The 25321-nt window shown below is 69.4% G+C and carries 22 protein-coding genes and 1 pseudogene; 14 read left to right on the forward strand and 9 right to left on the reverse strand.

From position 1 onward, the window contains the following. The 4 genes from ADL12_RS04405 to ADL12_RS04420 form a co-directional block, all read left to right on the forward strand. On the forward strand, positions 1 to 444 hold a 444-nt coding region (locus ADL12_RS04405; protein WP_244187765.1), incomplete at its 5' end, for an ATP-binding protein. 44 nt (positions 445 to 488) lie between these two features. Next, entirely contained in the window at positions 489 to 788 is a 300-nt protein-coding gene (locus tag ADL12_RS04410; RefSeq protein ID WP_062698713.1) for a PDDEXK family nuclease, read from the forward strand. Between the two features lie 299 nt (positions 789 to 1087). After that, a complete protein-coding gene (locus ADL12_RS04415) occupies positions 1088 to 1462 on the forward strand; it encodes a VOC family protein (protein WP_062698715.1) in 375 nt (124 codons plus the stop codon). Between the two features lie 141 nt (positions 1463 to 1603). Continuing rightward, a complete protein-coding gene (locus ADL12_RS04420) occupies positions 1604 to 1939 on the forward strand; it encodes a hypothetical protein (protein ID WP_062698671.1) in 336 nt (111 codons plus the stop codon). 37 nt (positions 1940 to 1976) lie between these two features. On the opposite strand, the pseudogene ADL12_RS49180 reads toward ADL12_RS04420, so the two are convergent. Next, a pseudogene (locus tag ADL12_RS49180) lies at positions 1977 to 3927 on the reverse strand (PA14 domain-containing protein). A 304-nt stretch (positions 3928 to 4231) separates the two neighbouring features. On the opposite strand from ADL12_RS49180, the gene ADL12_RS04430 reads away from it, so the two are divergent. Beyond that, positions 4232 to 5350, forward strand: a complete 1119-nt coding sequence (locus ADL12_RS04430) for a sugar ABC transporter substrate-binding protein (RefSeq protein ID WP_425265063.1) — start codon at positions 4232 to 4234, stop codon at positions 5348 to 5350. Positions 5351 to 5449: 99 nt separating this feature from the next. On the opposite strand, the gene ADL12_RS04435 is transcribed toward ADL12_RS04430, so the two are convergent. Genes ADL12_RS04435 through ADL12_RS04445 form a run of 3 tightly spaced genes read right to left on the reverse strand, consistent with a single transcriptional unit; the run spans position 5450 to position 8779 of the window. Next, on the reverse strand, positions 5450 to 6304 hold the full coding sequence (locus ADL12_RS04435; protein ID WP_062698673.1) for a transglutaminase family protein: 855 nt from the start codon (positions 6302 to 6304) through the stop codon (positions 5450 to 5452). A 1-nt stretch (position 6305) separates the two neighbouring features. Next, on the reverse strand, positions 6306 to 7238 hold the full coding sequence (locus ADL12_RS04440) for an alpha-E domain-containing protein (RefSeq protein WP_062698676.1): 933 nt from the start codon (positions 7236 to 7238) through the stop codon (positions 6306 to 6308). Next, complete coding sequence (locus tag ADL12_RS04445; protein ID WP_062698677.1) at positions 7235 to 8779, reverse strand: circularly permuted type 2 ATP-grasp protein; 1545 nt, start codon at positions 8777 to 8779, stop codon at positions 7235 to 7237. The genes ADL12_RS04440 and ADL12_RS04445 overlap by 4 nt, the downstream gene beginning before the upstream one ends. A 434-nt stretch (positions 8780 to 9213) precedes the next feature. Between ADL12_RS04445 and ADL12_RS04450 the strand changes: the two genes are divergently transcribed. After that, positions 9214 to 10302: a helix-turn-helix transcriptional regulator gene (locus ADL12_RS04450; RefSeq protein WP_062698719.1), complete on the forward strand. Its 1089-nt coding sequence runs from the start codon at positions 9214 to 9216 to the stop codon at positions 10300 to 10302. Here ADL12_RS04450 and ADL12_RS04455 read toward each other — a convergent pair. Together ADL12_RS04455 and ADL12_RS04460 are read right to left on the reverse strand one after the other, a co-directional pair. After that, the gene (locus ADL12_RS04455) at positions 10220 to 11248 is read right to left on the reverse strand and encodes a helix-turn-helix transcriptional regulator (RefSeq protein WP_062698679.1); all 1029 of its coding nucleotides are present in this window, start codon (positions 11246 to 11248) and stop codon (positions 10220 to 10222) included. The two genes, ADL12_RS04450 and ADL12_RS04455, sit on opposite strands and share 83 nt — an antisense overlap. Before the next feature lie 21 nt (positions 11249 to 11269). Next, positions 11270 to 12283, reverse strand: a complete 1014-nt coding sequence (locus ADL12_RS04460) for a helix-turn-helix transcriptional regulator (RefSeq protein WP_244187766.1) — start codon at positions 12281 to 12283, stop codon at positions 11270 to 11272. A gap of 292 nt (positions 12284 to 12575) precedes the next feature. Here ADL12_RS04460 and ADL12_RS04465 point away from each other — a divergent pair, with 292 nt between their 5' ends. Further along, positions 12576 to 12911, forward strand: coding sequence for a Rieske (2Fe-2S) protein (locus ADL12_RS04465; protein ID WP_062698722.1), 336 nt, complete (start codon positions 12576 to 12578; stop codon positions 12909 to 12911). A gap of 213 nt (positions 12912 to 13124) precedes the next feature. On the opposite strand, the gene ADL12_RS04470 is transcribed toward ADL12_RS04465, so the two are convergent. Together ADL12_RS04470 and ADL12_RS04475 are read right to left on the reverse strand one after the other, a co-directional pair. Next, on the reverse strand, positions 13125 to 13538 hold the full coding sequence (locus ADL12_RS04470; RefSeq protein ID WP_062698683.1) for a pyridoxamine 5'-phosphate oxidase family protein: 414 nt from the start codon (positions 13536 to 13538) through the stop codon (positions 13125 to 13127). Positions 13539 to 13918: 380 nt separating this feature from the next. After that, positions 13919 to 15706 (reverse strand): zinc ribbon domain-containing protein, encoded by a 1788-nt coding sequence (locus ADL12_RS04475; protein WP_062698685.1) that lies wholly within the window; start codon positions 15704 to 15706, stop codon positions 13919 to 13921. A gap of 258 nt (positions 15707 to 15964) precedes the next feature. On the opposite strand from ADL12_RS04475, the gene clpB reads away from it, so the two are divergent. Together clpB and ADL12_RS04485 are read left to right on the forward strand one after the other, a co-directional pair. Continuing rightward, the gene (gene clpB / locus ADL12_RS04480; RefSeq protein ID WP_062698687.1) at positions 15965 to 18574 is read left to right on the forward strand and encodes an ATP-dependent chaperone ClpB; all 2610 of its coding nucleotides are present in this window, start codon (positions 15965 to 15967) and stop codon (positions 18572 to 18574) included. A 158-nt stretch (positions 18575 to 18732) separates the two neighbouring features. After that, a complete protein-coding gene (locus ADL12_RS04485; RefSeq protein WP_062698689.1) occupies positions 18733 to 19263 on the forward strand; it encodes a YbjN domain-containing protein in 531 nt (176 codons plus the stop codon). Between the two features lie 189 nt (positions 19264 to 19452). Here the strand turns inward: ADL12_RS04485 and ADL12_RS04490 are convergent, their stop codons facing one another. Continuing rightward, a complete protein-coding gene (locus ADL12_RS04490; protein ID WP_062698691.1) occupies positions 19453 to 19719 on the reverse strand; it encodes a hypothetical protein in 267 nt (88 codons plus the stop codon). Positions 19720 to 19997: 278 nt separating this feature from the next. Between ADL12_RS04490 and ADL12_RS04495 the strand changes: the two genes are divergently transcribed. The 5 genes from ADL12_RS04495 (at position 19998) to ADL12_RS04520 (ending at position 25316) form a co-directional block, all read left to right on the forward strand. Then, positions 19998 to 20639 carry an HAD family hydrolase gene (locus ADL12_RS04495; RefSeq protein WP_062698692.1) on the forward strand — a complete coding sequence of 214 codons (642 nt, stop codon included), beginning with the start codon at positions 19998 to 20000 and terminating at the stop codon, positions 20637 to 20639. A gap of 162 nt (positions 20640 to 20801) precedes the next feature. Continuing rightward, positions 20802 to 21932: a helix-turn-helix domain-containing protein gene (locus ADL12_RS04500; protein ID WP_244187767.1), complete on the forward strand. Its 1131-nt coding sequence runs from the start codon at positions 20802 to 20804 to the stop codon at positions 21930 to 21932. Between the two features lie 1140 nt (positions 21933 to 23072). Further along, positions 23073 to 24197, forward strand: a complete 1125-nt coding sequence (locus ADL12_RS04515) for a radical SAM protein (protein ID WP_062698700.1) — start codon at positions 23073 to 23075, stop codon at positions 24195 to 24197. Beyond that, entirely contained in the window at positions 24194 to 24361 is a 168-nt protein-coding gene (locus ADL12_RS54810; protein ID WP_167364375.1) for a hypothetical protein, read from the forward strand. Before ADL12_RS04515 ends, ADL12_RS54810 begins: the two co-directional genes overlap by 4 nt. An 88-nt stretch (positions 24362 to 24449) precedes the next feature. After that, entirely contained in the window at positions 24450 to 25316 is an 867-nt protein-coding gene (locus tag ADL12_RS04520) for a GNAT family N-acetyltransferase (protein ID WP_062698702.1), read from the forward strand. Positions 25317 to 25321: the final 5 nt, after the last annotated feature.

The following is a 25321-nucleotide window of genomic DNA, read 5'->3' on the forward strand; positions in this document are numbered from 1 at the left end:
GCCCCCCACCGCCCCACCCAACCAACCCACGAATACAGCCTGTTCGCCCCCGCCGACGCCACCGCCCCCCGCCTCTGCCGCGACTTCGTACGCGCCGTCCTCTTCACCCACGACCGGGAGCACCTCGTCATGCCCGCTGCCCTGTGCACCTCGGAACTCGTCACCAACGTTCACCTGCACACCAAGGGCACCGCCATGCTCCGCATCCGGCTCACCCCGGCCCGCTTCCGGGTCAGCGTGTTCGACGAGAGTCCCGATCCGCCGGTCGTCGCCTACCCGGCGGGCAGGGTCGTCGCCTGCTGGGGGAGGGGGCTCGCGCTCGTCGAGGAGATGGCGGACCTGTGGGGCGTCGCTGACGAGAGGGCGGGGCGGTTCGCGAAGGGGGTGTGGTTCGAGTTGGGCGTGAAGGGCGCATCGTTCCGCGGAGGGAAGGTGCCGTCTTGAGCGCTCCCGGCCTGGACGAGGTCGTATGGCAGGCGTGGAAGGCGATGGAGCTTCCCGAGGGGTATCGGGCGGAGATCATCGAGGGGGCCATCGAGGTGTGGCCACCGGCTGGCTGTCCCACGCGCAAGCGCCGCGAATACGCCCGCGCCGGCATCCCCATGTACATCCTCATCGACGACTACGACGGCCAAGGCACCGTCACCCTCTTCACCGGCCCCCGCCCCGACAAGGCCGACTGGGAAGACATCCACCGCGTCCCCTACGGCACCGACGTCACCGTCCCCGAAGGCCCGGCCGAGGGCTTCGTGATCGGTGAGGCGATCACGGGCCCGAAGAGGGGCTGAAGGCTGCGACTGATGCCGCCAACGCCACCAATGCTGCCAACGCCATGAATGCCGCCAACTCCCGGCTCATATGGTCTTGTTGCCGCAGTCGGCTGGATCAAGTAGCGTCCCCGACGTGAACACCGGACCGGCGCTACGCCACACACGGATTGGCCACCCGGTGGAGGGCTGATCGCACAGCGGGTGCGCAGCAGGCACCCCATCGGTTCGGCACGTGGATCTCGTTCGGCACGCGGACCTCCCAGCGCTCGCGCACCGCGAGTCCGTTCTTCGTGTCGAACAACAGCGAGGTCATCCACATGTCAGTCACGTTCAACCACACCATCATCGCCGCCAAGGACCGCAACGAGTCGGCTCAGTTCTTCCGTGAGTTGTTGGAACTCCCGGAAGCACCGTCCTGGGGCCCGTTCACCAACATTCAGCTGCCCGACGGCGTGCTGCTTCAGTTCGCCGAGCCGCCGGTGGAGATCCAGATGCAGCATTACGCGTTCCTGATCGACGACGAGCTGTTCGACCGGGCGTATCGGCAGCTGTGTGATCGCGGCATCGAGCACTGGGCCGATCCGCAGATGCGGCGCTCAGGCGAGATCAACAACGGGCACGGCGGTCGAGGGGTGTACTTCAAGGACCCTGCCGGTCACGCGATTGAGCTGATCACCCGCCCGTACCTGTAACCGACCTTGTAACCGAGGACGTGCCTGGTCGGGCAACCGGAACGCGGTGCCCGGCCAGGCAGCCGGCTGATGGAACCCGCGGCCGCTTCATCGCATCTTTCTTCACATCTCAACGCGACAGATGTCCAGGGGGAGACACGCATGCCGAGCCCGGCAACCGCCAGCTCAAACCCGAACCCGAACCCGAACGCGAACTCAGACGAAGCTCCGAGCTCCGTCAGCGCCGATGCCTGGCCGCTGCTTCCCCTTGCCCTGGCCGCGCTGCTGTTGCGCACCCTGGGGGAGCACACCTGGGCGTACGTCGTCGCCGCGGTGCTCGGCGGAGTCGGCCTGCTGGGCGCGCTGATCGGCCTCGGCGAGTGCGTACGTGCGTTGCGGCGAGGGCCTGCCCGCGCCCGTGGCAAGGCGGCATGGGTGGCCTTCCTCCTGCTGGCCGGCTGTTTCGTCGTGGTCAACCGGCTCGTCGTGACGTGGTGAGGGCACGCCCCGCACGGGGGCGTGCCCGGTGGTCGGGTCAGCCGACCTTGAAGGTGATGCTCGTGAACGGGCCGGTGCGGCCGTAGACGTCCACCGCCCGTACCTCGAAGACGTACAGGCCCGGGGCCGGCGGCTTCCAGGTGATCGTCGACTGGTCGGTGCCCAGATAGCCGGAGTTGGCGGCTCCGGTGAAGCGGTACGTGTAGCCGGCGAGCAGCCGGTCGTGCTTCAGCGTCACGGTGAGCGGAACGGACGTTCCGCCGTGCGGCGCGCAGTCGTTGGCCGTGCACTCCGCGTAGGGGGCCGACAGCTCGATCGTGGGTGGTGCGGGGGCCGTCGGCGTGGCCGGGGTGTCCCGCCATACCTTGATGATCTCGGAGGGCGCCGACTCGCGGCCCTGGGCGTCGAGGGCGACGACGTAGTAGTCGGCGGAGATGCCCGGGGCCTCGGTGTCGGTGTAACGGTTCGCGGTCGTGGCGTTCTCGCCGAGGCGGGTCCAGGCGGCGGTCGATGTGGTGCGGCGGTAGACGCGGTAGCCGTAGGGCGCCGCGTCCGACGCGTAGTCCCAGGTGAGTTCCGTCGCGCTGTCGTTCGGGGTGCCCGCCAGGCCGGTGGGGGCCGCCGAGTCGCCGGGGGCCGGGCGCGTCGCGGTGACCGGGGCGGAGACGGGGGCGAGGTTGCCGTAACGGTCGACGGCCTGGATGCGGTAGGTGAGCGGGACTCCGGCCTCCGCGCGGAAGTCGTTGAACGAGAGACCGAAGACGGTCTCCGGTCCGTCGGCGTCCGACCCTCCCTCGGGCGCCGCCCACACCTCGTAGTAGAAGGTGTCCTCGGACGACGAAGCCTGCCAGCGCACCGCGTTGCCCGCCGTGGTGCCTTCCACGGTCACGCCGGTGACCTGAGCGGGCGGGGTGGTGTCCGGTTCGCCAGTGTCCTCGGTGGCGGACGGAGCGGACTCGTTGCCGGCGGCGTCCACGGCGGTGACGCGGTAGTACAGCCGCTTGGTGTTGTCGGCCGAGCGGTCGTAGTACCAGGAGCTGTCGACGGAGTCGGCGATCCGGGTGAAGGGCCCCTCGGGCGCGGTCGCACGGTAGACGCGGTAGGTGGGCAGGGTGTTGTCGGGCGCGTCCCAGGCGAGGCTCACATAGCCCGGGCCCACCTTCGCGTAGAGCTCGGTGGGCGCGGCGGGGGCCGTGCGGTCGGGGGTGGTGACCGGCTGGTCCGCCGTTCCCGACGACTCGTTGCCGGCCAAGTCGACGGCGCGGACCTCGTAGTAGTACGTCTGGCCGGTCGCGGGCGGCGTGTCGGTGTGGGACAGGGCCGTCGTGGTCGTCAGCCTCGTCCAGCTGGTGCTGCCTTTGAGGCGGCGGTAGACCCGGTACCCCGCGAGGTCCATCTCCTTGTTCCTGGACCAGGTGAGCTTGGCCTTGCCGGTCGTCGAGTCGTACGAGACCGAAGTCCCCGTCGGGGTCAGCGGCTTGACCTTGTCGACGGTGGCGGAGGTGCGGGGCGTGTACGTGAACTTGACCTTGGCGGAGCCGGTCCAGTTGACGTAGTCGACGCGGAGGGTGTGCGCCGGAGGGGACGGTGACGTTGACGGTCTTGGAGACGGTCGTGGAGGTGTTCTTCCACAGGTCGATCTTGCGCGTGCCGTCGAGGTGGACGCGGATGCCGTCCAGGCCGGAGGCGGAGAAGGCGAAGGGGCCGCCGGAGCCGAAGTCCCTCGTCACGGTCCAGCGGACGCCGAAGTTGTTCGACGGGAGGCCGGTGGCCGGGGCGCCCGTGCCCCAGTTCTGGTCGATCCTGGAGTCGCAGTCCGTTTTCTTCGGTGTGCCCGAGAAAGTGGTGTTCGCGAAGAACTGCCGTTTGAAGACGGGCGAGGTGCACGTCACGGCGGCGGAGGCGGGGGTCGTCGTGAGCAGGGCGCCCGCGGTGGCGAGCACGACCGTCGTCGCGGCAGCGGCGGTCGCGCGTCTGGCTTGGTTCATTCGATCCTCTGGTCGAGTGCGGGGCAGCGGTCGGGGAGCTGTCCCGATCACGACTCGCGAGGAATGGCGTTGGTTGTACGGATCTTGGTCGACTCTTCGAGCAAGGTTCGATGGAGAGGGTGTAATGGGCGTTTGGAGGCGTTCCGGGTTGTCTTTACATGCACAGCGGAGCGTGGTGTTGCGCACTCGTTAAGTAGTTCCGCTTGACGCTGGGGGCCGTCGCCGCGTTGTCTTTTCAGACATCTGGGCGCAATGGCGCGTCCATGTCCCGAAGGCACCAGAAGTGAGCTCCTCTATGCGTCCCATGCGCCCCCTGCGCCGTACCGCCACAGCCGTGGCCGCCGCGTCGACGATGACCCTTTCGCTGGCCGCGTGCGGGGCACTGGGCGTCACCGGGGACAGCAGTGAGGCGAGCCCGACCAAGGGCAACGACATCACCGTGGGGCTGCTCCTGCCGGAGACGGCGAACACGCGCTACGACAAGTTCGACTACCCCATCATCAGGAACAAGGTCCAGGAGCTCACCGACAAGCAGGGCCAGGTCGTTTACCTGAACGCCGACGCGGACGCGAAGAAGCAGGCGAGCCAGCTGCAGAAGATGATCGACGACCAGGTCGACGTGATCCTGCTGGACGCCGTCGACGCGCACGCCATCGCCGGCGGCGTGCAGAAGGCCAAGGACGCCGGGATCCCGGTCATCGCCTACGACCGCCTCGCCGAAGGACCGATCGACGCCTACGTCTCCTTCGACAATGAACTGGTCGGCGAGGTGCAGGGCCGCTCCCTCCTGGAGGCCATGGGGGAGGTCGACTCCTCCGACAAGATCGTCATGATGAACGGCTCGCTCACCGACCCGAACGCCAAGCAGTTCAAGGCGGGCGCCCTCTCCGAGCTCAACGGCCAGGTGGACGTCGCCAAGTCCTACGACACCAAGGACTGGAAGCCGGAGAACGCCGAGGCCAACATGGCCCAGGCGATCAAGGCCATCGGCGTGAACAACATCAAGGGCGTCTACTCCGCCAACGACGGCATGGCCGGCGGCGTCATCAGGGCCCTGAAGGCCGTGGGCGTGACCCAACTGCCGCCGATCACCGGGCAGGACGCCGAACTCGACGGCGTCCAGCGGATCGTGGCCGGCGAGCAGTACATGAGCGTGTACAAGTCGTACCCGCAGGAGGCGGAGAGCGCCGCGGAGATGGCCGTGGCCAAGGTCCAGGGCCACGACATCCAGTTCGACTCCCTCACCCAGGACCAGGTCGACAGCCCGACCGACCAGGACATCCGGGCCCTGCTGGTCCCCGTGGTCGCGCTGACCCAGGACAACATCAAGGAGACCGTCGTCGCCGACGGGATCTACCAGCTGTCCGACATCTGCACCGCCAAGTACAAGGCGGCCTGCGCGGCGATCGGGCTCAGCAAGTAGGAAGCAACTAGGGAGCAGGCAGGGAGCAGGCAGGGAGCAGGCAGGGAGCAGGCAGGGAGCAGGCAGGGCCCGCCGCTCTCGCGACGGGCCCTGGACCGCTCAGGCCACCCGCGTGAACTCCACCGTCACCTCCGGCGGCCCGCCGGGCACGCCGCGGTAGATGCCCTTGTGCGGCGTGACGTCGTCATAGTCCCGTCCGCGGCCGACCACGACATGGGACTCGTCGGCCCGCGTCCGGTTGGTGGGGTCGTAGCCGCACCAGTCGCCCGCCCAGTACTCGATCCAGGCGTGGCTCTGCCCGGCGACCGGCCGGTGCAGCTCCGCCTCCCGCTCGGGGTGGAGGTAGCCGGAGACGTAGCGTGCGGGCAGTCCCACTCCCCGCAGCAGCGCGATCGTGAGGTGGGTGATGTCCTGGCAGACGCCCGCGCACTGCTCCCAGGCCTCGGCGGCGGACGTGTTCACACTCGTGGTGCCGGGCAGGTATGCCACCCGGTCGGCGACCAGCGTCGACACCGCGAGGGCCGTCTCGTGCGGATCGAGACCGGCCGCCGCTTCCCGCGCCTTTTCGAGGAGTGAGTCGGGCACGGTCGTACGGATGGTCGGGCCCGCGAACTCCAGCAGACGGGAGGACGCCACCGTCTCCGCCAGCACCCGCCACGTGGGCGCCTCGGGGAGCGGGCCCGGCGGGTGGGTCTCCACCAGGCTGGAGGCCGTGATGGTGAGGTCTGCGTGCGGGTCCATCAGGTCGAAACCGGTGACCTGGGTGCCCCAGTAGTCCCAGTACGCCCAGGTGGTGGCCGCCGGGCTGACGGTGACCCGGGCGTCCAGGGTGGTCTGGCCCGGCAGCGTCAGCGGGGTCATACGGACCTCGTTGTGCGAGGACGCGGCCGGCTGGGCGTACGAGACGCGTGTGGTGTGCTTGATACGGAGACGGCGAGTTACCTGGGCGGTCATCTCACGCTCCTTCCTGGGCCCACTCGACGGGCCCCTGGTACGGGAAGAACCGGTCGGCCACCGCGTCCATCGAGGCCATGCAGGCCTGCTGCAAGTCCTTCAGGAGCAGGGGCAGTTGGTCCTCCAGGGCGTGTGTGTCCAGGTATTCGAGGCGGGTGCGCATCCGGCCGATCGGGCGGCGCGCCGGGTCCTGGCGGGGGCGGCCCAGCGCCGTGAGGCACTCCTCCGCGGTCGTCAGCGCGTGCAGCGCCGAGCGCGGGAAGTCGCGGTCCAGCAAAAGGAACTCGGCCACCCTTGGCGTGTCGCCGAAACCGCCGTACACGCGCGCGTACGCCTCGTCCGCGCCGGATGCGCTCAGCAGGGTCGTCCAGTCGGGCGCGTGCGCGGCGTCCAGCACCCGCACCGACAGCAGCCGTACGGTCATGTCCACCCGTTCCAGACTGCGACCGAGCACCACGAATCGCCAACTGTCGTCCCGGCTCATGGTGGAGTCGGCCAGCCCGAAGAACAGCGCCGCTCGCCTGCGCACCAACTCCAGATACGCGTACGGGCCGGTCCGTCGGGCCGCGAGCCGCTGGTCGGCGAGGGCGTGCCAGGTGGAGTTGAGGCACTCCCACATCTCCGACGACACCGCCTCGCGGGCGCTGCGCGCGTTCAGCCGGGCAGCGCCCAGGGCGCCCTCGATCGAGCCCGTCGAGCGGGCGTCGAACGCCAGCTGGTCGAGGACCTGCTGCATGTCGACGGGCGCGCCGCCGGCCTCCATGCCGAGGATCGCGTACAACGACCGGCAGGCCACGTCCTCGTCGCGCCAGGGGTCCTCCAGCATGCGGTGGAGGTAGGCGTCGAGGATGCGGCCCGTGGCGTCGGCCCGCTCGACATAGCGGCCGGTCCACGTCAGGGCCTCGGCGATACGGGAGAGGATCACGTCGTTCACTGCTGCTGCTCCCCTTCCTGTACGACGGTGGGGGTGCCGTCGGGTCCGAGCTGACGCGGAGCGACGGCGAGCGGATCGCCGGCACTCAGCGGTACGGGCGACTCGGCCGGCCCCTCGGCCAGCACCCACGTGTCCTTGGAGCCGCCGCCCTGGCTGGAGTTGACGATCAGGTTGCCCTCCTGGAGGGCGACCCGGGTCAGGCCGCCCGGCAGCACCCAGACATCGTTGCCGTCGTTGACGGCGAAGGGGCGAAGGTCGATGTGGCGCGGTGCCATGCGCTCGCCCGCGAGGGTGGGGGAGGTGGACAGGGCGACGGGCCGCTGGGCGATGAAGCCGCGCGGGTCGGCGATGACGGCTTTGCGAGTGCGTTCGATGGTGTCGCGGTCGGCCTTGGGTCCGATGACGATGCCCTGGCCGCCGGCGCCGTCGACCGGCTTGATGACGAGCTGCTCGATCTGGTCGAGGACGGCGTCCAACTGGCCTGGCTCGTCAGGCCGATACGACTCCACATTCGGGAGGATCGGCTCCTCGCCGAGGTAGTACCGGATGAGATCAGGGACGTACGTATAGAGGAGCTTGTCGTCGGCGATCCCATTCCCCACGGCGTTCGCGAGTGTGACGGTGCCCGCCATGGCGGCGCCCATGATGCCGGGGCAGCCGATCACCGAGTCCGGGCGGAAGTGGAGAGGGTCGAGGAAGTCGTCGTCGAGCCGCCGGTATACGACGTGGACGGGCACCTCGCCGCGCGTCGTCCGCATCCACACGCGGTTGTTGCGGCACACGAGGTCGTGCCCCTCGACGAGCTGCACACCCATCAGCCGGGCGAGCAGGGCGTGCTCGAAGTAGGCGGCGTTGTTGGGCCCGGGGGTGAGGACGACGACGCGCGGATCGTCGGTCCCGTCGGGCGCGGCGGCGCGCAGGGCCGCGAGGAGCCGCTGGGCGTACCCGTCGACGGGAAGCACATGCTGCTCGGCGAAGAGGGAGGGGAAGATCCGGGTCATGGCGCGACGGTTCTCGATGACGTACGAGACGCCACTGGGCACGCGCACATTGTCTTCAAGTACCCGGAAGTCCCCGGCCTCGTCCCGTACGAGGTCGATCCCGGCGACATGAATCCGCACCCCGCCCGGTGGCTCGATTCCATGGGCCGCTCTGTGGAAGTGCGGGGAGTTGAGCAGCAGGCGCCAGGGCACGACGCCGTCCTCGAAGGCGCGGGCGTGCCCGTAGGCGTCGGCGAGGTACGCCTCAAGGGCGCGCACCCTCTGCCCCACCCCGCGTTGTATGAGATCCCACTCGAGCGCGTCGAGGATCCTGGGCACGAGGTCCAGCGGCCAGGGCCGCTCCTCGCCCGCGAAGGCGTACGTCACGCCCCTGTCGGTGAACGCCCGGGCCATCTGGTCGGCCCGGAACCGCAGTTCACTCGGCTCGATCGGCTGAAGTGCAGCCAGCACCGGCTCATAGGCGGTCCTGACCTCACCCGGCCGCTCAAACATCTCGTCCCACGCGTCGGCCAACGCGTACGCGTCAAATATGTCCGCCATGACCTGACGTTAAGTGGGGGGTGTAACACGGTGATCACTGGGGGATTTCCGGGAGGTGCACGCGGAAGGGTGGGCTCCGGGGGGCCGGGGCGGTCGGTTCACCCGGCTGTGTGCGGGATTTGCGGCGCACAGGGCAAAGGCTGGGGACCGCACCATCAGCTTGTTGCAACTCTACGGGCGGAGGCCGGGAAATACCGGTGCAGACCGCCTGATTACGGCGTCCGTCCCGGCGTGAGCCGTGTTGCGGAGCACGGCCCGTCCGCGCATAGTTGCGCTGCGGAAGCGCGAGCGAACCCGTAGGCCCGAAGGGCTGAGCACGGTGGGCCTGTCGACCAGGGCCACGCCCGGCCCGGGTGTCCCGGCGCAGGTGTCGACACCGCGCTCCCAAGTGAGCGAGCCGGCGAAAGAGGCAGGAACCGGGGGTGGATGGGGCGATGGCCGGGCACGGGGCGGAGGAGCATCCACACGGTGCCGACCGACTGTGCGAGGCCGGGGATCGCGTGTATTCCCGGGCCGTACGGCGTGGCCGTGTGCCGCGCCGGGACGCGGACTCGGTGCCCTGCCTGCTGGATCTGGCGCTGCTGCACCCCGACCCCGACGACATGGACTGGCTGGTGCCGACGTCCCCGCAGGAGGTCATGACCCGGCTGTTGCGCGGGGTGTACGACGAGGTCAGCGCGAGCCAGCGGCGGATGGGCTCGGCGGTGACGGCGTTCGAGTGGTACGCCCGGCTGGGTCCGCAGCCGGCGCAGGCGTCCGGCGCGGAGGGCACGGCGATCCGGGTGCTCGACGGCGCCTCCCGTATCCAGGCGGCGCTGGACGAGGCGACCCAGGCGTGCGCGCGGGAAGTGCTGACCGTGCAGCCCGGCGGCATCCGTCCCGAGCACGAGCTGACGGAGGGGCTGCACCGGGCGCTGGAGCTGCGGGGCCGGGGCGTGCGGATGCGCGACCTTTACACGCATGTGGCCCGGCACGGCCATGGCCTGCTCAACTACCTGGAGCTGATGGGCGATTCGGTGGAGGCCCGCACGCTGGACGAGGTGATCGACCGGCTGATCCTCTTCGACCGCACGGTGGCCTTCATCCCGGCGAACGCGGACCGCACGCTGGCGCTGGAGCTGCGGCATCCGGCGCTGGTGCAGTACCTGGTGACGGTGTTCGAGAGGCTGTGGCGGCTCGCCATCCCCCTGACGGCCCCGCTCCCCGACACCGGCATCGAGGGCATCTCCCACCGCGAACAGTCCATCGCCGCGCTGCTGGCGGAGGGCCATCAGGACGCGGTGATCGCGGAACGGCTGGGGATAAGCGTCCGTACGTGCCGGGCGCACATCGCGCGGCTGTCGGAGACGCTGGGGGCGGCGAGTCGTACGCAGTTGGGGGTGCGGATCGCTCAGGTGGGGCTGGACGGGACGCGCGCGTCGTCGTCCGAGGCGGCGGTGATCAGCGTTGCGGGGGTGCCGGGGGTGCCTCCGGCTCCTGGGGTTCCTGGGGTTCCTGGTCAAGAATCCCCGACTGGCCGATGAGATAGCCGAGTTGGGCCCTGCTCTCGCTGCCGAGCGTCGCCGCGAGCTTGGCGATGTGGACGCGGGCGGTACGGATGTTCATGCCCAGGCGGTCGGCTATGACGGCGTCGGTGTGGCCCTCGATGAGCAGGGCGGCTATCGCGCGCTGGCGGGGGGTGACCCCGTTGAGGGTGGGCTGCTGGACGGCTTCGGGGTACATCGGGGTGGCCAGGCGCCAGAGGCGGTCGAAGGTGGTGGCGAAATAGGAGACCAGTGCCGGCTCACGGACTTCGAGGGCCAGGGTGCGTTCCTTGTTGGCGGGGATGAAGGCCACGGTCCGGTCGATGAGCAGGAGGCGCTCGGTCACCTCGTCCATGGTGCGTGCCGCCACGTCGCCCCGCAGTTGCTCGTATCGGGCCGCCACCATGGGGATGTGGCGCGTGGTGTGCTGGTACAGGGTTCTGATGCGACCGCCGCGGTCCAAGAAGGACTGGTCGCGCTCCATGGCTTCGGCATGGATTTCCGGTGACATACCGATGTAGGTCGTATGGGGCTGGATGGTGAGCATCTCCGTGGTGGCCTTGGCCAGTGCCTGAGTAATCGTGAGGTTGATCCACGTGAGCCCGCTCAACAGGCGGATGTCGGCGGCTGCCGCCGGGCCGGGGGGCGGCTCTGCGAGGGCGAGAAATGGTTCGAAAGCGTCGGCCAGGGAGGCCTCCTGCCGTCGTCGGCGGGCGATGTCCTCCTCGAAACCGCGAAGCAGCCGGGCGAGGGCGACGGCGGGGGCTACTGGCCGCAGGTGCGATGTGTCCTCGAGGTCCGGCTGCAGTAGACCGGCACTGATGAGGCAGGGCAGGGGCTCGGCGTCACTCGCCGGGATACGCCCGGTCCGCAAGGCGTGGGCATACAGTTCCAAGCCCGCCTCGCATACCTCCTCCGCTTCGTGGTTGTGTGCCTCTGCGGTCACGTGTGGCTCTCCCCCGTGGGCTCAGTGATCCTTGTCGAGGATCCCGGACTGCGCGATGAGATAGCCGAGCTGGGCGCGGCTGCCGCTGCCCAGGGCCGTGGCCAGCTTGGCTATGTGGGCACGACAGGTGCGCACGTTCATGCCCAGCCGGCGCGCTATGGCCTCGTCGACGTGGCCTTCGACGAGCAGTTTGGCTATGGAGTGCTGGATGTCGGTGATGCCGTCGGGGTCGGTCTCATACGGCGTACCGGCGCTCAGGGGCACCGCGCGAGCCCACATGAACTCGAAGACCTTGATCAAGTAACGAACGAGGCCCGGGTGACGGAGCTCCAGGGCCACCTGCCGGTCGTCACGGATGGGTATGAAGGCGACGGCCTCGTCGCAGATGATGAGGCGCTCGACGAGTTCGTCGATGGTGCGGTACTCCACCTTGCCGTCGGTGAAGTGGTCCATATAGCCCAACCGGTCGGGAATGAACCTGGCCGTGTGTTGGTAGAGGGTCCGGATGCGCACCCCGCGTTCGATCAGCGGCCTGTCGCGTTCCAGTGCCTCGGTGAGCCGGTTCTCAGGGCTGCGGCGGCCACTCGGCTGGACCGTGAGCATCTCTGTCTGGCACTGGGCAGTCGCCAGGTCGAGCGCCGCGTTGATGCGGTCGAGGCCTTCCAGCACCGTGATCGAGTGGGTAGGGGCGGTGTCCTGGGCGCCGAGGGCCATATATGGCTCGAAGGCCTCGGCGAGTGCGATCGACATCCGCCGCTGCTCTGTGATTTCGCGCTCTATGGGGTTGAGCCGCTGCGCCAGGGCTACGGAGGGAGGAACTGGGCGCAGCCACTTCGCGTCATCGGGATCAGGGTGAAGGAGGGCGAACTCCATCAGACACGGAGCAGTCTCCACATCCGCCCGCAGAATGCGACCTGTGCGCAGGGCAGTCGCATAAAGGCGGCTTCCTTCCTCACACAGCTCGGTCACCGCATGGGGATGTGTCGCCTTAGTCCCATTTGTTGCCAAATCTCCACCCCCCAGGGTCCTGAACATGCAGGAACATGATGCACCGATCGTGTGGCCATGACGTGCCTGAATGAGCCATCGTCTTATCTGACGGGGGAAGAGGGGACCTTCAAGTGAGGACGAAGCCGACTATGCGTAAGAGAATGCTTCGCTCGGTACTTGCTGCCGCCTTCTCCGCCGTTGCAGCCTTCGGAACTCTGGCAGGCCTCTCCGGTGTGACGAGTGACGTGCACAAGGTGGGCGGCGTGCAGTCCGTGGTTGTCGCGGCCGAGGGTGGCGAAACGCCGGTCCCCATGGACAGCAGGTGGGACTGATCACGATGACCACTCCTCCCGACGACCGCTCCTTCCGCCGTGAAATGGCCACCGCCTACCGCTCCGGCTGGCACTTCATCGACTTGGTCACCGCGATCCCCCACTCCGGTGACTCGTTGATGGTGACAGTCTTCGGTGAACCGGTCGTCGTCACGCGGGACGAGGACGAGGACGTGCGGGCTTACCGATGTCTGCGGCGGCCTCGGGGGGCGCCGCAGCCCGTTCGGTGTGCCATCCGGTACGGAATGATCTTCGTCAATCTTGATCAGCGCGACCACCGACTGGTGGAGCCGGAAGCCCCGGCCCAAACGACCATCTCAGCCACCCCCCGCAGTGCCTGACGCGATTCCCCCGTCGTAACAGATCGCTCAGGTGCTTCCCCCGGCAGCGGCGTCACCGTGACCTGAACACGGTGACGCCGCTGCAGTTTTCGGGGGATATTTCCCCGTATCCGCCCCTCGGTGGAGCCGCTGTCCGTTGCGGTCGGCGGTGGCTGAAACCGGGCGCCCGGTATTCGGCCAACCCGGCGCCCCGCTGCCCCGGTCATCCTCGGCTCATCCTCGCCCCATCGCCCGCCGCAGCTCGATCTCGATCACCACCCGGTCGGGATTCGGCGCCGGCGTCCGCCCGTACCGCTGCGCGTACCGCCGCTCCGCCTCCGCGACCCGGTCCGGCTCGCTGCGGACGTACGCCGCCCCCTCCAGCGTCGCCCACCGCCGCCCGTCCACCTGGCAGACCGCGACCAGCGCCCCCTGCGGGCCGGCGGCCAGCACATGGCCCACCTTCGCGCTCGACTTGTTCGCGATCACCCGAGCAAGCCGCGCCTCGGGGTCGTATGTGACGCCGACGGGTACGACATGCGGGGTGCCGTCGGGGCGCAGGGTCGTCAGGGTGCACAGGTGCCTCTCCTGCCAGAAGGTGAGGTACGGCGCGTCCGGCGCGCCCGGATCCTGGGGGTATGCGGCCATGGTCGGGAACCCTAGCTGCCGCAAGCGTCTCTGGAACTCTGTGTGTGCCTGTGGGTTTCAGGCTTTTCGGGCGCGGCGTGGCCGTCTGTCGCCGGGGTGGGGTCCGAACCTCGGGGTGAGGGTGTGGACTTCGGTGGCGCGCAGATGGTGGAAGCCGGTCCGCTCGGCGGCGTGGGTACGCCGTCGACAGGTTCCGCGTGAGAGCCGCCCCGCCGCGTTCGGATGTGCTTCTTCCGTGCGGGGTGGGGCGGGTACTCCATGACCTGACACCGGACCGGGAAGGGCTGGCGTCTGGGTGTCATGCCCCGCCGGACGCTGGACCACCCCTTGAGGGGTGGTGGCGGGGACCGTACGCACATCGGGCATACGGCGGGAAGTCTTCACAGCCAAGGCTGAGGCATGTTGTCCGGCGGCGCGTGAGGCGCGACGCCGGGGTGGGATTGCCGGCCTGCTGGGGGTGGGGCGGCCCTTGCCCGGGTGGTCTTCGGCCCGCGCGGCTGGGCCGGTGCCGTCAAGGCGTGGCGGGCGCGGCGCAGGCGGCGGGTGGTTTTCTTCGGTCGGCGGACCGGGCGGGCGGTGCCTTCGACGGTGGTGCGGATGGTGCGGGTGCCGGTGGCGCGTTCGGTGACGGTGTGGGACTGGGCGAGCAGGCCGCGGGAGACGATCCGCCGGGCGGCGGCATGGTCGCGGTCCATCGACAGCCCGCAGCGACTGCAGTGGGCCCAGGTCCAGCCACGCTCGGTCAGCCGGTCCGGGGCGGGATGGTGGCCGAGCGGGTTCAGGCATGCGGGGCAATGGGCGGAGGTGCCGCGGGCCGGGACGGTGACCACCGCGATCCCCGCCTTGGCGGCCAGATGCCGGATCGCCTCGGCGAGGGTGCCGCGGACCTGCCCGGACAACCGGGCATTGCCCTTGCGGCGCCCGCGCGCTTCCAGCGTGGCCAGATCCTCCAGGTAGATGACGCTCGCGCCGAGCGCGGCTGTCTGGTCGACGGCCCAGCGGGCCGCCGACCAGGCCAGCGCCTGGTTGAGATGACGGATCCGCGCGCACACCCGCTCATGCTCCACCTCCAGCACGGCGGCTTTGTCCAGGAGTTCGGCCCAGGCCAGGTGCGGGGCGCCGAGTCCGTCGGCGAGGTGCTGGTAGTGGTCGCGTTTGGCGGCAAGGTGCTCGCGGTGGGTGCGCAGCCGGTGCAGTTTCGCACTTACGGCGGTGGTGTCGAAGACCAGCGGGCGGCCGTCGGTGACCACCCGGCTCTCTGGGCCCTGGCCGGACAGGCGGCCCAGCGTGCCGGTGAGGAGGGTGTTGACGCCCCAGTCGAACCCGACCGCCACCCGGTGCCCGGAGGCTGTGGTGGTGGTGGGGGCGGGGCGGGAGTGCGGAAGGTCCACCGCGATCCGGCCATCACCAGCCGGGCGGAGCGTCGGAGTGTGCAGGACCGCATCCGCGCTCACGGTGTGGGGCAGCCGGATATCGATCACATGCCAGGCCCAGTCCCGCCCGGACGCGGGTGCCGGGCACAGCGGGAGCTTCACCCGCAGCCGGGCCGTGACCTCGTCCACCCGTTGAAGGGTGACCTGTTGGCGGTCCATCGCCGCGAGCAACACCACCGCTGCCACCTCGGGCGGGTCCTCCAGTTCACACAGCCCGGCCGGGAGGCGCCCGTGCTCGCGCAGATAGGCGCTCACCTGTCGGGTGCGGTTGCGGATCTCCGCCTTGCCCACCCCGGCGGGCAGGGCGGCCCGCAGTGCCGTCCACTCCGCCGCGCCGCGACGGCCGGAGGGTTCGGCGGGCCAGGTGGCCAGGATCGCGGCGAGGAGGGCGCGCCGGTGCAGGGCCAGCCGCAGGGTGCGTGCCGCGTACTCCTGCGCCGCCCGCCGCACCCGGTCCGAGACATACACCCCGGCTGGCGGGGTGGCGGCCTGTGCCCAGCCCAGACGTCTAAGCGCCATCCACCCCTTGGACGGCAACCGCTCGCCCTGCCCGTCGGCCCCGGCGGCCAGCACGTCCAGCGAGTCCTCGTCCCACCGGGAAGCCACCAATTGCCGGGTGAGGTCCCCGCACAGCTCCGTCAGGAAGGACACCCGCTCGAACAGCAGCCGCCGACCGACCTGCTCACCACTGCCCTCGGCCACGCCGCGGAAGGCGGTGCACGGCGCCGTTGCCATCAACCGGCCCACACCCACCACCCCCTCCCGCACGGCTCCGCACCCGGTGCACTCCCCGTATCCGATCGAGCTAACGACCGACCATCACACAAAGACACGCCCCACCCGCGACACCGCCCGATTCATGCAGGAAACCGCAGCCGAACCACCAACAGTTGAAGACCCTCTCCCGACCACCTTGAGCGGAATACGCTCAACTTTGTGTACGCTGACTCAGTCAGTACTGGGAGACGCTGACGCCAGGAGGAGAACACCAACGTGGACGCCGAGCTGACCAACAGGAGCCGGGACGCGATCAACGCGGCCAGCAACCGGGCCCTCACCGAGGGGCACGCGGACCTCACCCCTGCCCACCTGCTCCTCGCTCTGCTCCAGGGGCCGGGCCAGCGGCAGGACAATGCGAACATCATCGACCTGCTGGTGGCCGTCGACGCCGACCAGGCCTCCGTGCGGGCCGGCGCGGAGAAGGTGCTGGCCTCGCTGCCCAGCGTGACCGGCTCCACCGTCGCGCCCCCGCAGCCCAACCGCGAGCTGCTCGCCGTGATCGCGGACGCCCAGGCGCGGGCCAAGGAGCTCGGGGACGAGTACCTCTCCACCGAGCACCTCCTCATCGGCATCGCCGCCAAGGGCGGCCAGGCGGGAGAGGTGCTCAGCCAGCAGGGCGCCAGCGCGAAGAAGCTGCTGGACGCCTTCCAGAAGGCGCGCGGCGGGCGCCGGGTGACCACCGCCGACCCCGAGGGGCAGTACAAGGCGCTGGAGAAGTTCGGCACCGACTTCACGGCCGCCGCGCGGGAAGGAAAGCTCGACCCCGTCATCGGGCGGGATCAGGAGATCCGGCGGGTCGTGCAGGTGCTGTCCCGCCGTACCAAGAACAACCCCGTCCTCATCGGTGAGCCCGGTGTCGGCAAGACCGCCGTCGTGGAGGGGCTCGCCCAGCGGATCGTCAAGGGGGACGTGCCCGAGTCCCTCAAGGACAAGCGGCTCGTCGCGCTCGACATCAGCGCCATGGTCGCCGGGGCCAAGTACCGGGGTGAGTTCGAGGAGCGGCTGAAGACCGTGCTCGCGGAGATCAAGGACTCCGACGGGCAGATCATCACCTTCATCGACGAGCTGCACACGGTCGTCGGGGCCGGTGCCGGTGGTGACTCTGCCATGGACGCCGGGAACATGCTCAAGCCCATGCTCGCCCGCGGTGAGCTGCGCATGGTCGGCGCCACGACCCTCGACGAGTACCGGGAGCGGATCGAGAAGGACCCCGCCCTGGAGCGGCGCTTCCAGCAGGTGCTCGTCGCCGAGCCCACGGTGGAGGACACCATCGCCATCCTCCGCGGGCTCAAGGGGCGCTACGAGGCCCACCACAAGGTGCAGATCGCAGACAGCGCGCTGGTGGCGGCGGCGACCCTCTCCGACCGGTACATCACCTCCCGGTTCCTGCCCGACAAGGCCATCGACCTCGTCGACGAGGCGGCCTCCCGGCTCCGTATGGAGATCGACTCCTCCCCGGTCGAGATCGACGAACTCCAGCGCGCCGTCGACCGGTTGAAGATGGAGGAGCTCGCGCTGGAGAAGGAGACCGACCCGGCCTCCCGTGAGCGCCTGGAGCGGCTGCGCCGCGATCTCGCCGACAAGGAGGAGGAGCTCAGGGGGCTGACCGCCCGCTGGGAGAAGGAGAAGCAGTCCCTCAACCGCGTCGGCGAGCTTAAGGAACGGCTCGACGAGGCGCGCGGACAGGCCGAACGCGCCCAGCGCGACGGCGACTTCGACACCGCCAGCAAGCTGCTCTACGGCGAGATCCCGGCCCTGGAGCGGGACCTGGAGGCCGCCTCGCAGGCCGAGGAGGAAGCCGCCAAGTCCACGATGGTCAAGGAGGAGGTCGGCGCGGACGACATCGCCGACACCGTCGCCGCCTGGACCGGCATCCCCGCAGGCCGCCTCATGGAGGGCGAGACGCAGAAACTCCTGCGCATGGAGGACGAGCTGGGCAAGCGGCTCATCGGCCAGACGGAGGCCGTGCGGGCCGTGTCCGACGCCGTACGGCGCACCCGGGCCGGCATCGCCGACCCCGACCGCCCGACCGGATCCTTCCTCTTCCTGGGCCCGACCGGCGTCGGTAAGACCGAACTCGCCAAGGCGCTCGCCGACTTCCTCTTCGACGACGAGCGGGCGATGGTCCGCATCGACATGTCGGAGTACGGCGAGAAGCACACCGTGGCCCGGCTGGTCGGCGCACCCCCCGGATACGTCGGCTACGAGGAGGGCGGCCAGCTGACCGAGGCGGTGCGCAGGCGGCCGTACAGCGTCGTGCTGCTCGACGAGGTCGAGAAGGCGCACCCCGAGGTCTTCGACATCCTCCTGCAGGTGCTGGACGACGGTCGGCTGACGGACGGTCAGGGCCGTACGGTCGACTTCCGCAACGCGATCCTGGTGCTGACGTCGAACCTGGGCAGCCAGTTCCTGGTCGACCCGATCACGAGCGACGAGGAGAAGAAGGAGCAGGTGCTGGAGCTGGTCCGGACCTCCTTCAAGCCCGAGTTCCTCAACCGGCTCGACGACCTCGTGGTCTTCTCGGCCCTCGCGAAGGACGAGCTGGCGCGGATCGCGCAGCTCCAGATCGACCGCCTCGCGGGGCGGCTGGCCGAGCGGCGGCTGTCCCTGGAGGTCACCCCCGGCGCCCTGGCCTGGCTCGCCGACGAGGGCAACGACCCGGCCTACGGCGCCCGCCCCCTGCGCCGCCTCATCCAGACCGCGATCGGCGACCGCCTGGCCAAGGAGATCCTCGCCGGCGAGGTCAAGGACGGCGACACGGTCCGGGTGGACGCCTTCGGGGACGGGCTGATCGTGGGGCCGGCGACCGGAAAGACACTGTGACCCGGCACGACGCGGTGATTGCGGGTACCCGGTAGGACCGGGTGCCCGCCCGGAGTGACCGGAACGAGTCAGCCGACGGCTGACAGCCCCGTCTGGGCTTGCCACCCCCCTCCCCGCATGGGGGAGGATGGCGGGATCCGTACGAAGGGAAAATCACGGTGAGCATCGACCCGTCCTCGATTCCGAACTTCGGGGGTCAGCAGCAGCCGCAGCCCGGCCCGCCGCCCGGCCCCGTTGTCCCGGATCAGGACCTCGTGAAGCAGCTCCTGGACCAGATGGAGCTGAAGTACGTCGTCGACGACGAGGGTGACCTCGCGGCGCCGTGGGAGCAGTTCCGTACGTACTTCATGTTCCGCGGCGAGGGTGACCAGCAGGTCTTCTCGGTGCGGACGTTCTACGACCGGCCCCACCAGATCGACGAGAAGCCGCAGCTCCTCGAGTCGATCGACGACTGGAACCGCCGGACCCTGTGGCCCAAGGTGTACAGCCACACGCACGACGACGGCACGGTCCGTCTGATCGGCGAGGCGCAGATGCTGATCGGCACCGGCGTCGCCCTGGAGCACTTCGTCTCGTCGACGGTCAGCTGGGTGCGGGCCGCCATCGAGTTCGACAAGTGGCTCGTCGAGCAGCTCGGCCTGGAGCAGGAGATCAACGACTCGGAGAAGCCCGAGGAAGACGGCGAGTAAGCCGCGACAGCAGGCGTGGCCCACGGCGGCGTACCGGCGATCACAGCCGGATGCGCGCCGTGGGCGAGGGAGAGCCCGGCCCGGGCACTGGCCACCACGGCCGCGTGCGGGGGCCGGGCTCTCGCCGTTCACGCCAGTGCTCGCGCGCGCTGATTGGACGCGGGGGAAGGCGGGGCGCAGGAAGCTTGGCTACGACTCGTAGAACCCGGGCCCGCCGAGGGTGATCAGCCGCAGTACGCCGCTATGGATCAGTAGCGGCAGCGGGGCGCGGTCGGCCGGCAGCAGTGCGTACAGCACGACCATCACCGCGACGATCATCGTCGTCATCCGGGAGCCGAAGCGGTCCCCGTGCAGCAGATGGCGAGTGAACCGCAGCGAGCCGAAGTCGAAGCCTGAGCCCCACTGGCGCTGCACCTCGAAATATCCGCCGAGCAGATCGCCCTTACGATGCTCCACCCGCAGCACGAGCGTGCCCTGGCCGAGCGCGCGAAGGCGCCGCCCGTCAACAGCCTGTGGGTAACTTTCGGGAACAGTTCATGGTTCCGCCAGCCCTCGTAGGCCGCCGCGGTCGGCGGTATCCAGGGACCAGAGCGAGACCCAGGAACGCCGGAGGAGGGTCAGCGGGCTTGGCAGCGGCCTTTTCCCGTCCCTGGCCCTCTCCCGCTGGAGGCCACGGTCCAGACGAGGGCAGGCCATATGCCTGGCCCATGACGCAGCGTCGTAGGCTCCCAGGGGTGATTGAGACCATCGTGTTGGATGTCGGCGAGACGCTCACCCGGGACGATCGCTACTGGGCATCCTGGGCCGACTGGCTTGGCGTCCCGCGCCACACCCTCTCCGCGCTCGTGGGGGCGGTTGTCGCTCAGGGACGAGACAACGCCGAGGCTCTCCGACTCGTGCGCCCAGGCATCGACGTCGCTGCCGAGTACCACGCCCGCGAGGCCGCCGGCCGTGGTGAGCACCTCGACGAGACCGACCTCTACGACGACGTCCGCCCGGCCTTGTCCGCGCTGCTCACGCTAGGCGTCCGCGTGATCATCGCGGGCAATCAGACATCCCGTGCGGGCGAACTGCTGCGTGCCCTGGAGCTCCCGGCGGATCTGATCGTTACCTCGGGGGAGTGGGGGGTGGCGAAGCCAAGCCCGGAGTTCTTCCAGCGGGTGATGGAGGCGGCGCAGGCCGCTCCGAGCGAGACCCTCTATGTCGGTGACCATCCGGTCAACGACGTCTTTCCGGCGAAGGCGGCGGGCCTGCGTACCGCGCACATCCGCCGCGGGCCGTGGGGCTGCCTGTGGGCCGAAGACCCGCAAGTCGTGGCGGCGGCGGACTGGCGTATCGACAGCCTCACCCAGCTCCCCGAGATCGTGAAGGCCTGAGTGGAACGATGCTGCCCCGCTGCCAAATCCGGCGGGGTCGTTCATGTACACGCAGCGTGTCGGCGAGGGTACGGTTCGGAGTTGACGCACCGAACTGGAGCCCGTATGTCCGCACACAGCAACCGCGGAGTAGGCGCGCGAATTGCCTACTACCGCAGCGTCATGCGTCCGAAGCTGACACAGCAGCAGCTCGCCGACGCGGCCAGTGTGTCTCTCGGAACCATCCGTAAGATCGAGCGCGGGGAGCGCGGCGTCAGCGACTCCACGCTCGAAGCCATCGCAGATGCCGTCGGCGTCGACCCCACGCGTCTGCGGACCGACCGCGGCCCGGCTCACACTCGCGTCCACGAGGCGCTCCCCGTGCTCTCCGCCGCGCTCGCCACGTACGACCTCCCCGAGGACGGCCCGATCCGTCCCCACCACGAAATGCGCGCGGCTGTCGCCGACGCCGCCCGTTGGCGTCTGGCAGCCCAGTACACGCGGATCGCCCGGGAACTGCCCGACCTGCTCGCCGAACTCGCCCGTGCCTACCACGCGGCCTCCGCCGAGCATCGGGGCGACCTGGCTCGGCTGTTGGTGAATGCTTACCGCTCCGCGGACGCTGTCGCCTACAAGTTCGGTGCCCATGACCTGTCCGCGCGCCTCGTCGAGCTCATGCGGTGGGCCGCCCCCGAGGCAGGCGATCCGCTGTTGTCCGCGTCCGTCGCCTACGTGCGTGCGGAGACCTTCTTCGCTGCTCGCGCTCACACCGCCGGGCTGCGCACCCTGGAGCAGGCCCTGGATGCTGCCCCTGCCCCGGCTGCACCGCCGGAGATCGCGGCGAGGGGCGCCCTGCACATGCGGGCCGCCGTGATCGCGGGCCGGGCACGTGATGCTTCTGCGGCCATCACCCACCTCGATGAGGCGAGTGCGCTCGCCGAGCGGGTAGCTGAGGACGTGTACTGCGGCACAGCGTTCGGGCCGGACTCCGTGAAGATCCATGAGGTATCCGTCGCCGTCAGCCTCGCAGGCGATCATGTTGGCCGCGCCCTCGACATCGCCGGCGAATGGAAGCCGCCCAAAGCCCTTCCGGCTGAGCGGCGCTCCGGGTTCTACATCGAGCTCGGCCGTGCCCAGCTGTGGTCCGGACTCGCGGACGACGCGTTCGAATCGCTGAAGGTCGCCCGCCGGATCGCCCCGCAGCACACCCGAGAACACCCGTGGGTGCGTGAGGACGCCGCCACGCTGCGTCGGCTGAAGCGGGCCGACTCGGAGAGCCTCACGAACTTCGCCGAGTGGTGCTCCGCCACCTGAGCGGGCTGATGCCCCAACTACCCCCCGCCGGGGTACTTGTTGCTCTTCCCTTCCCTCACCCTCTGTTGCACGCGTAGGAACCAGCAGATGGGAACCGGGGAATGCCTGAAGCACTCCCACTCACGCCGACGGTCATCCACGAGTGCGTGAGCATCGTTCGGCTGCATGGTGAGGCCTGCTTCCACTGCGGGGCCGTGAGTAAGACCCTGCGCGAGGCGGGACTCGTCAAGGTCTGCGGCAGTAGCCGCGTGTGGCGGATCGTCACGTGCGGATGCCGTGGCAGGGCAGCCGCCGAGTGAACCCCATGCACATGAGCCGCAGACCCCGGCGACCGCTCGCGACGGCCCCGGGGCGTGGCCACCAACCCCACGGAGGTTGACGACAGTGAGCATTATCCATGCGTTCGCGCGGTGGATCCTGGGCGTCTTTGCGCCCGGCACGGGTAAGCGGCGAGGAGACGTTCGCCCGACCGAACCGGTACCCGCTGAGCGTCCAGCGGCTCCCGCTGCGGCCACGGTGTGGCCTCCGGTGCCCCGGTCCCCGTACGGGCTTGACGTGCCCCTCGACGGCCGCGCGGCCGCCATGGTCCGCCCGTACGTGCTCGTGAGCGAGCGGGAGCGGGCGCGACAGTACCGGCGTCGTGCAGCCCTGGCTGCTGACTGGGGCATCGACCTTGACCGTCACGTCGTCGGCGCCGGGAGGGCGGCGTGATGAGCCAGACAGCCACGGACACCGGGCGGATGTCGGTGGAATGCGTGCTCGCTCAGCGGCCGGAGTACCGGGGCGTGCACGGTGAGTGCCGACAGACCGAGGATGTGCCCCTGCCCCACAGCATGGGGCTGCTGCTGATGCGGTGCTGCACATGCCCTTGCCACCGGCAGGGTGAGGGGGTGGGCGGTGAAGGCCGGAACTCCGCCTGAGCCGGGCATGTCCCGCATGACCATCGAGACCTACCGGATCGGCCCGGACGGTGAGCGCGTCGGTGGCCTCCGACGGAGCACGGTCAGAGCGACCCCGGCCCCGGAATGGATCGCCGACTCGCTGGCATGGCCCCCATGCCGCTGCCCGCGCTGCCGGGCCGGGCACGGACCGCGCGGTCAGGGTGGACTCCATGGCCCCAAGTGAGAAATGAGGCACACGATGCACGAACTGATCGTCAGTCCATTCCTCGACGGCTACCTGGCCGTACGGCCAGGCAACACCACATGTGTGCGCCTGCCGGCCACGCACTACGACGAAGTGCGGCAGCACAGCGGCACCGACGCCCACGTCCCTGGCTGGCTGACCCAAGTAGTCGCCGATGCATGGAACTTGGACCTCCAAGGCCAGTCCATTGCCCAGAGCGTCCTCGTGCGTGAGCCGACCGAACTGGGCTTCGCGCGGGCGAGCTGGGAGATCAACCTTGGGTGCAACTTCGGCTGCAAGCACTGTTACCTCGGTGACCGCCCGTTCTCGGGCCTCACCTGGGAGCAGAAGGTCCGACTCCTCGATATCTTCCGGGACTCGGGCGTGCTCTGGCTCCAGATCACGGGGGGCGAACCGACCATCGATCCGGACTTCGAGGGCGCGTATCGGTACGCGTACGCCGCAGGAATGATGCTCACCGTCTCGACCAACGCCTCCCGGCTGTGGAACAAGGACCTGTTGCACCTATTCCGGGACTGCCCGCCGTACCGGATCGTCGCCAGCATCTACGGCGCGTCGGAGGCCTCCTTCGACGAACTCACTCAGCGTCGAGGTGCCTGGAAGGCGTTCAACCGTGGCATGGCCGCAGCGCGGAACGCCGGGCTTCCCGTCCGCCTGAACGTCGTCGTCACCGAGGACAACGCCCACGAGGTCGACGCCATGGTGGCCATCGCCGAGGGCTGGGGCCTGGAGCACCACGTCTACACCAACATGCAGCCCACCTACTCCGGCACCGGCGAACCGCTCCTCGTTCAGTCGGAGCACCTCCGCCGCCGCCCCACCTTCGAAGGCTGCAACGCGGGCGTGACGTTCTTCCACGCCGACCCGCACGCCAAGGTCTCCATCTGCAAGATCGGCCGCGATGACCAGATCGACCTCATGGCCGAGGGCATCGACGGTCTCCGCCGGCTCGGGGAGATCTCCGACCGCCTCATGCTTCGCACCGGTGGCTGTACGGGCTGCTCGCTCTCCGGCTCCTGCCGGGTGTGCAGGCCGCTCGCCAAGGTCTACCAGGAGGCGAAGGCACCACTGAATCTGTACTGCCAGCACGAAGACACCAAGGAGATGGTGAACTCATGACCGCTGTACCCGTCACGATCTCGACCGGCCGACCGCCGGTCACCCGCCCGGCACTGCCCATGAGCGTCGTCGCCACGCCCACGCTCGTCATCGAGCCCAACGCCGACACCCTGAGCGAGGGCGCCGCCTGCTCCTGCGCTGCGGGCGACGACAACCCCAACTGATCAACGCGCATCCGGTCGCATCCGCTCGGGCCCCGGCGTATCCGCGTCAGGGCCCGAGCCTCATGTGAGAGATGAGTACGCTGCCCGCATGCGATTCCGCTGGGACTGGCTTCGTCCAGTGGTGACGGTGCCCTACGTGCCGACCCTCGGTCCCGTACACCCGTCCGTCCTCACCGAGGACCTCTTCACCGACACCCTGATCGCCGCACCCACCGAACGCTTCCTGCGCTATGACAAGGACATTCGCTGGCTGGACGCCAAAGACGAGTGTGTACTGGTCGATGAAGTGGCACACCACCCAGGTGAGACTCTGATCCCCACCTTCTCGCGCCGAGGCTCCGGCACAGTCAAGGTGCATGCCTACGGCATCGGCCCCGACATCCACACCAGTGCCTCCCTGCTGGCCCAGAAACTTGCCGTCGGCACCGGCGCCGCGAAGGCGCGCGTCGTCCGCTTCCAGGGGCCGGAGGAGCACCCAGGGCGAGGAGTCCGTGTCCAGCTCAAGGACTTCACAGCCAGTCCGTGCCCGGCCCCGGAAGGGCCGGTCCGCCCCTTCGGGGAGTGGCCCGGAGACGTACGGCACACCTTCGGCCACTTCGCCGAGCAGATGGCCGCAGACGGATTTGCCTTCCTCCATCAGCAGATGCAAGAGGGGACGGCCGGTCCCGTCCTGGTCGCCGTGCTCAACCATAAGGTCGCCGGGGTCATCGGGCCCATGGAGGTACGCCTCGATGCCGTGGGGGCGGCCCAGCTCATGCCGCAATACTTCGGCGTCCTGCCCGATCAACGAGGGAAGGGCCTCGGCCGCCTCCTGTGGCGCGCTGCGATGCACTGGGGGCAATCGCACGGTGCGGCGTACCAGCTCCTTCAGACCGAGGTGGGGGGAGCCTCTGACCGCCTCTGTCGGGCAGAGGGGCTGACCTCCCTGGGGTTCACCTACTGGCAGAACGTGTGAGGAAG

It is taken from the genome of Streptomyces regalis, assembly GCF_001509475.1.
GTDB classification, from domain to species: domain Bacteria; phylum Actinomycetota; class Actinomycetes; order Streptomycetales; family Streptomycetaceae; genus Streptomyces; species Streptomyces regalis.

What these genes read in the sequence shown, in the direction of transcription:
- ADL12_RS04420 (WP_062698671.1), top strand. Translation starts at nt 1,604, where the DNA reads ATGCCGAGCCCGGCAACCGCCAGCTCAAACCCGAACCCGAACCCGAAC.
- ADL12_RS04450 (WP_062698719.1), top strand. Translation starts at nt 9,214, where the DNA reads ATGGCCGGGCACGGGGCGGAGGAGCATCCACACGGTGCCGACCGACTG.
- ADL12_RS04475 (WP_062698685.1), bottom strand. Translation starts at nt 15,706, where the DNA reads ATGGCAACGGCGCCGTGCACCGCCTTCCGCGGCGTGGCCGAGGGCAGT.
- ADL12_RS04415 (WP_062698715.1), top strand. Translation starts at nt 1,088, where the DNA reads ATGTCAGTCACGTTCAACCACACCATCATCGCCGCCAAGGACCGCAAC.
- ADL12_RS04460 (WP_244187766.1), bottom strand. Translation starts at nt 12,283, where the DNA reads ATGTTCAGGACCCTGGGGGGTGGAGATTTGGCAACAAATGGGACTAAG.
- ADL12_RS04470 (WP_062698683.1), bottom strand. Translation starts at nt 13,538, where the DNA reads ATGGCCGCATACCCCCAGGATCCGGGCGCGCCGGACGCGCCGTACCTC.
- ADL12_RS04465 (WP_062698722.1), top strand. Translation starts at nt 12,576, where the DNA reads ATGACCACTCCTCCCGACGACCGCTCCTTCCGCCGTGAAATGGCCACC.
- ADL12_RS04500 (WP_244187767.1), top strand. Translation starts at nt 20,802, where the DNA reads ATGCGTCCGAAGCTGACACAGCAGCAGCTCGCCGACGCGGCCAGTGTG.
- ADL12_RS04410 (WP_062698713.1), top strand. Translation starts at nt 489, where the DNA reads ATGGAGCTTCCCGAGGGGTATCGGGCGGAGATCATCGAGGGGGCCATC.
- ADL12_RS04435 (WP_062698673.1), bottom strand. Translation starts at nt 6,304, where the DNA reads ATGACCGCCCAGGTAACTCGCCGTCTCCGTATCAAGCACACCACACGC.
- ADL12_RS04520 (WP_062698702.1), top strand. Translation starts at nt 24,450, where the DNA reads ATGCGATTCCGCTGGGACTGGCTTCGTCCAGTGGTGACGGTGCCCTAC.
- ADL12_RS54810 (WP_167364375.1), top strand. Translation starts at nt 24,194, where the DNA reads ATGACCGCTGTACCCGTCACGATCTCGACCGGCCGACCGCCGGTCACC.
- ADL12_RS04515 (WP_062698700.1), top strand. Translation starts at nt 23,073, where the DNA reads ATGCACGAACTGATCGTCAGTCCATTCCTCGACGGCTACCTGGCCGTA.
- ADL12_RS04430 (WP_425265063.1), top strand. Translation starts at nt 4,232, where the DNA reads ATGCGCCCCCTGCGCCGTACCGCCACAGCCGTGGCCGCCGCGTCGACG.
- ADL12_RS04445 (WP_062698677.1), bottom strand. Translation starts at nt 8,779, where the DNA reads ATGGCGGACATATTTGACGCGTACGCGTTGGCCGACGCGTGGGACGAG.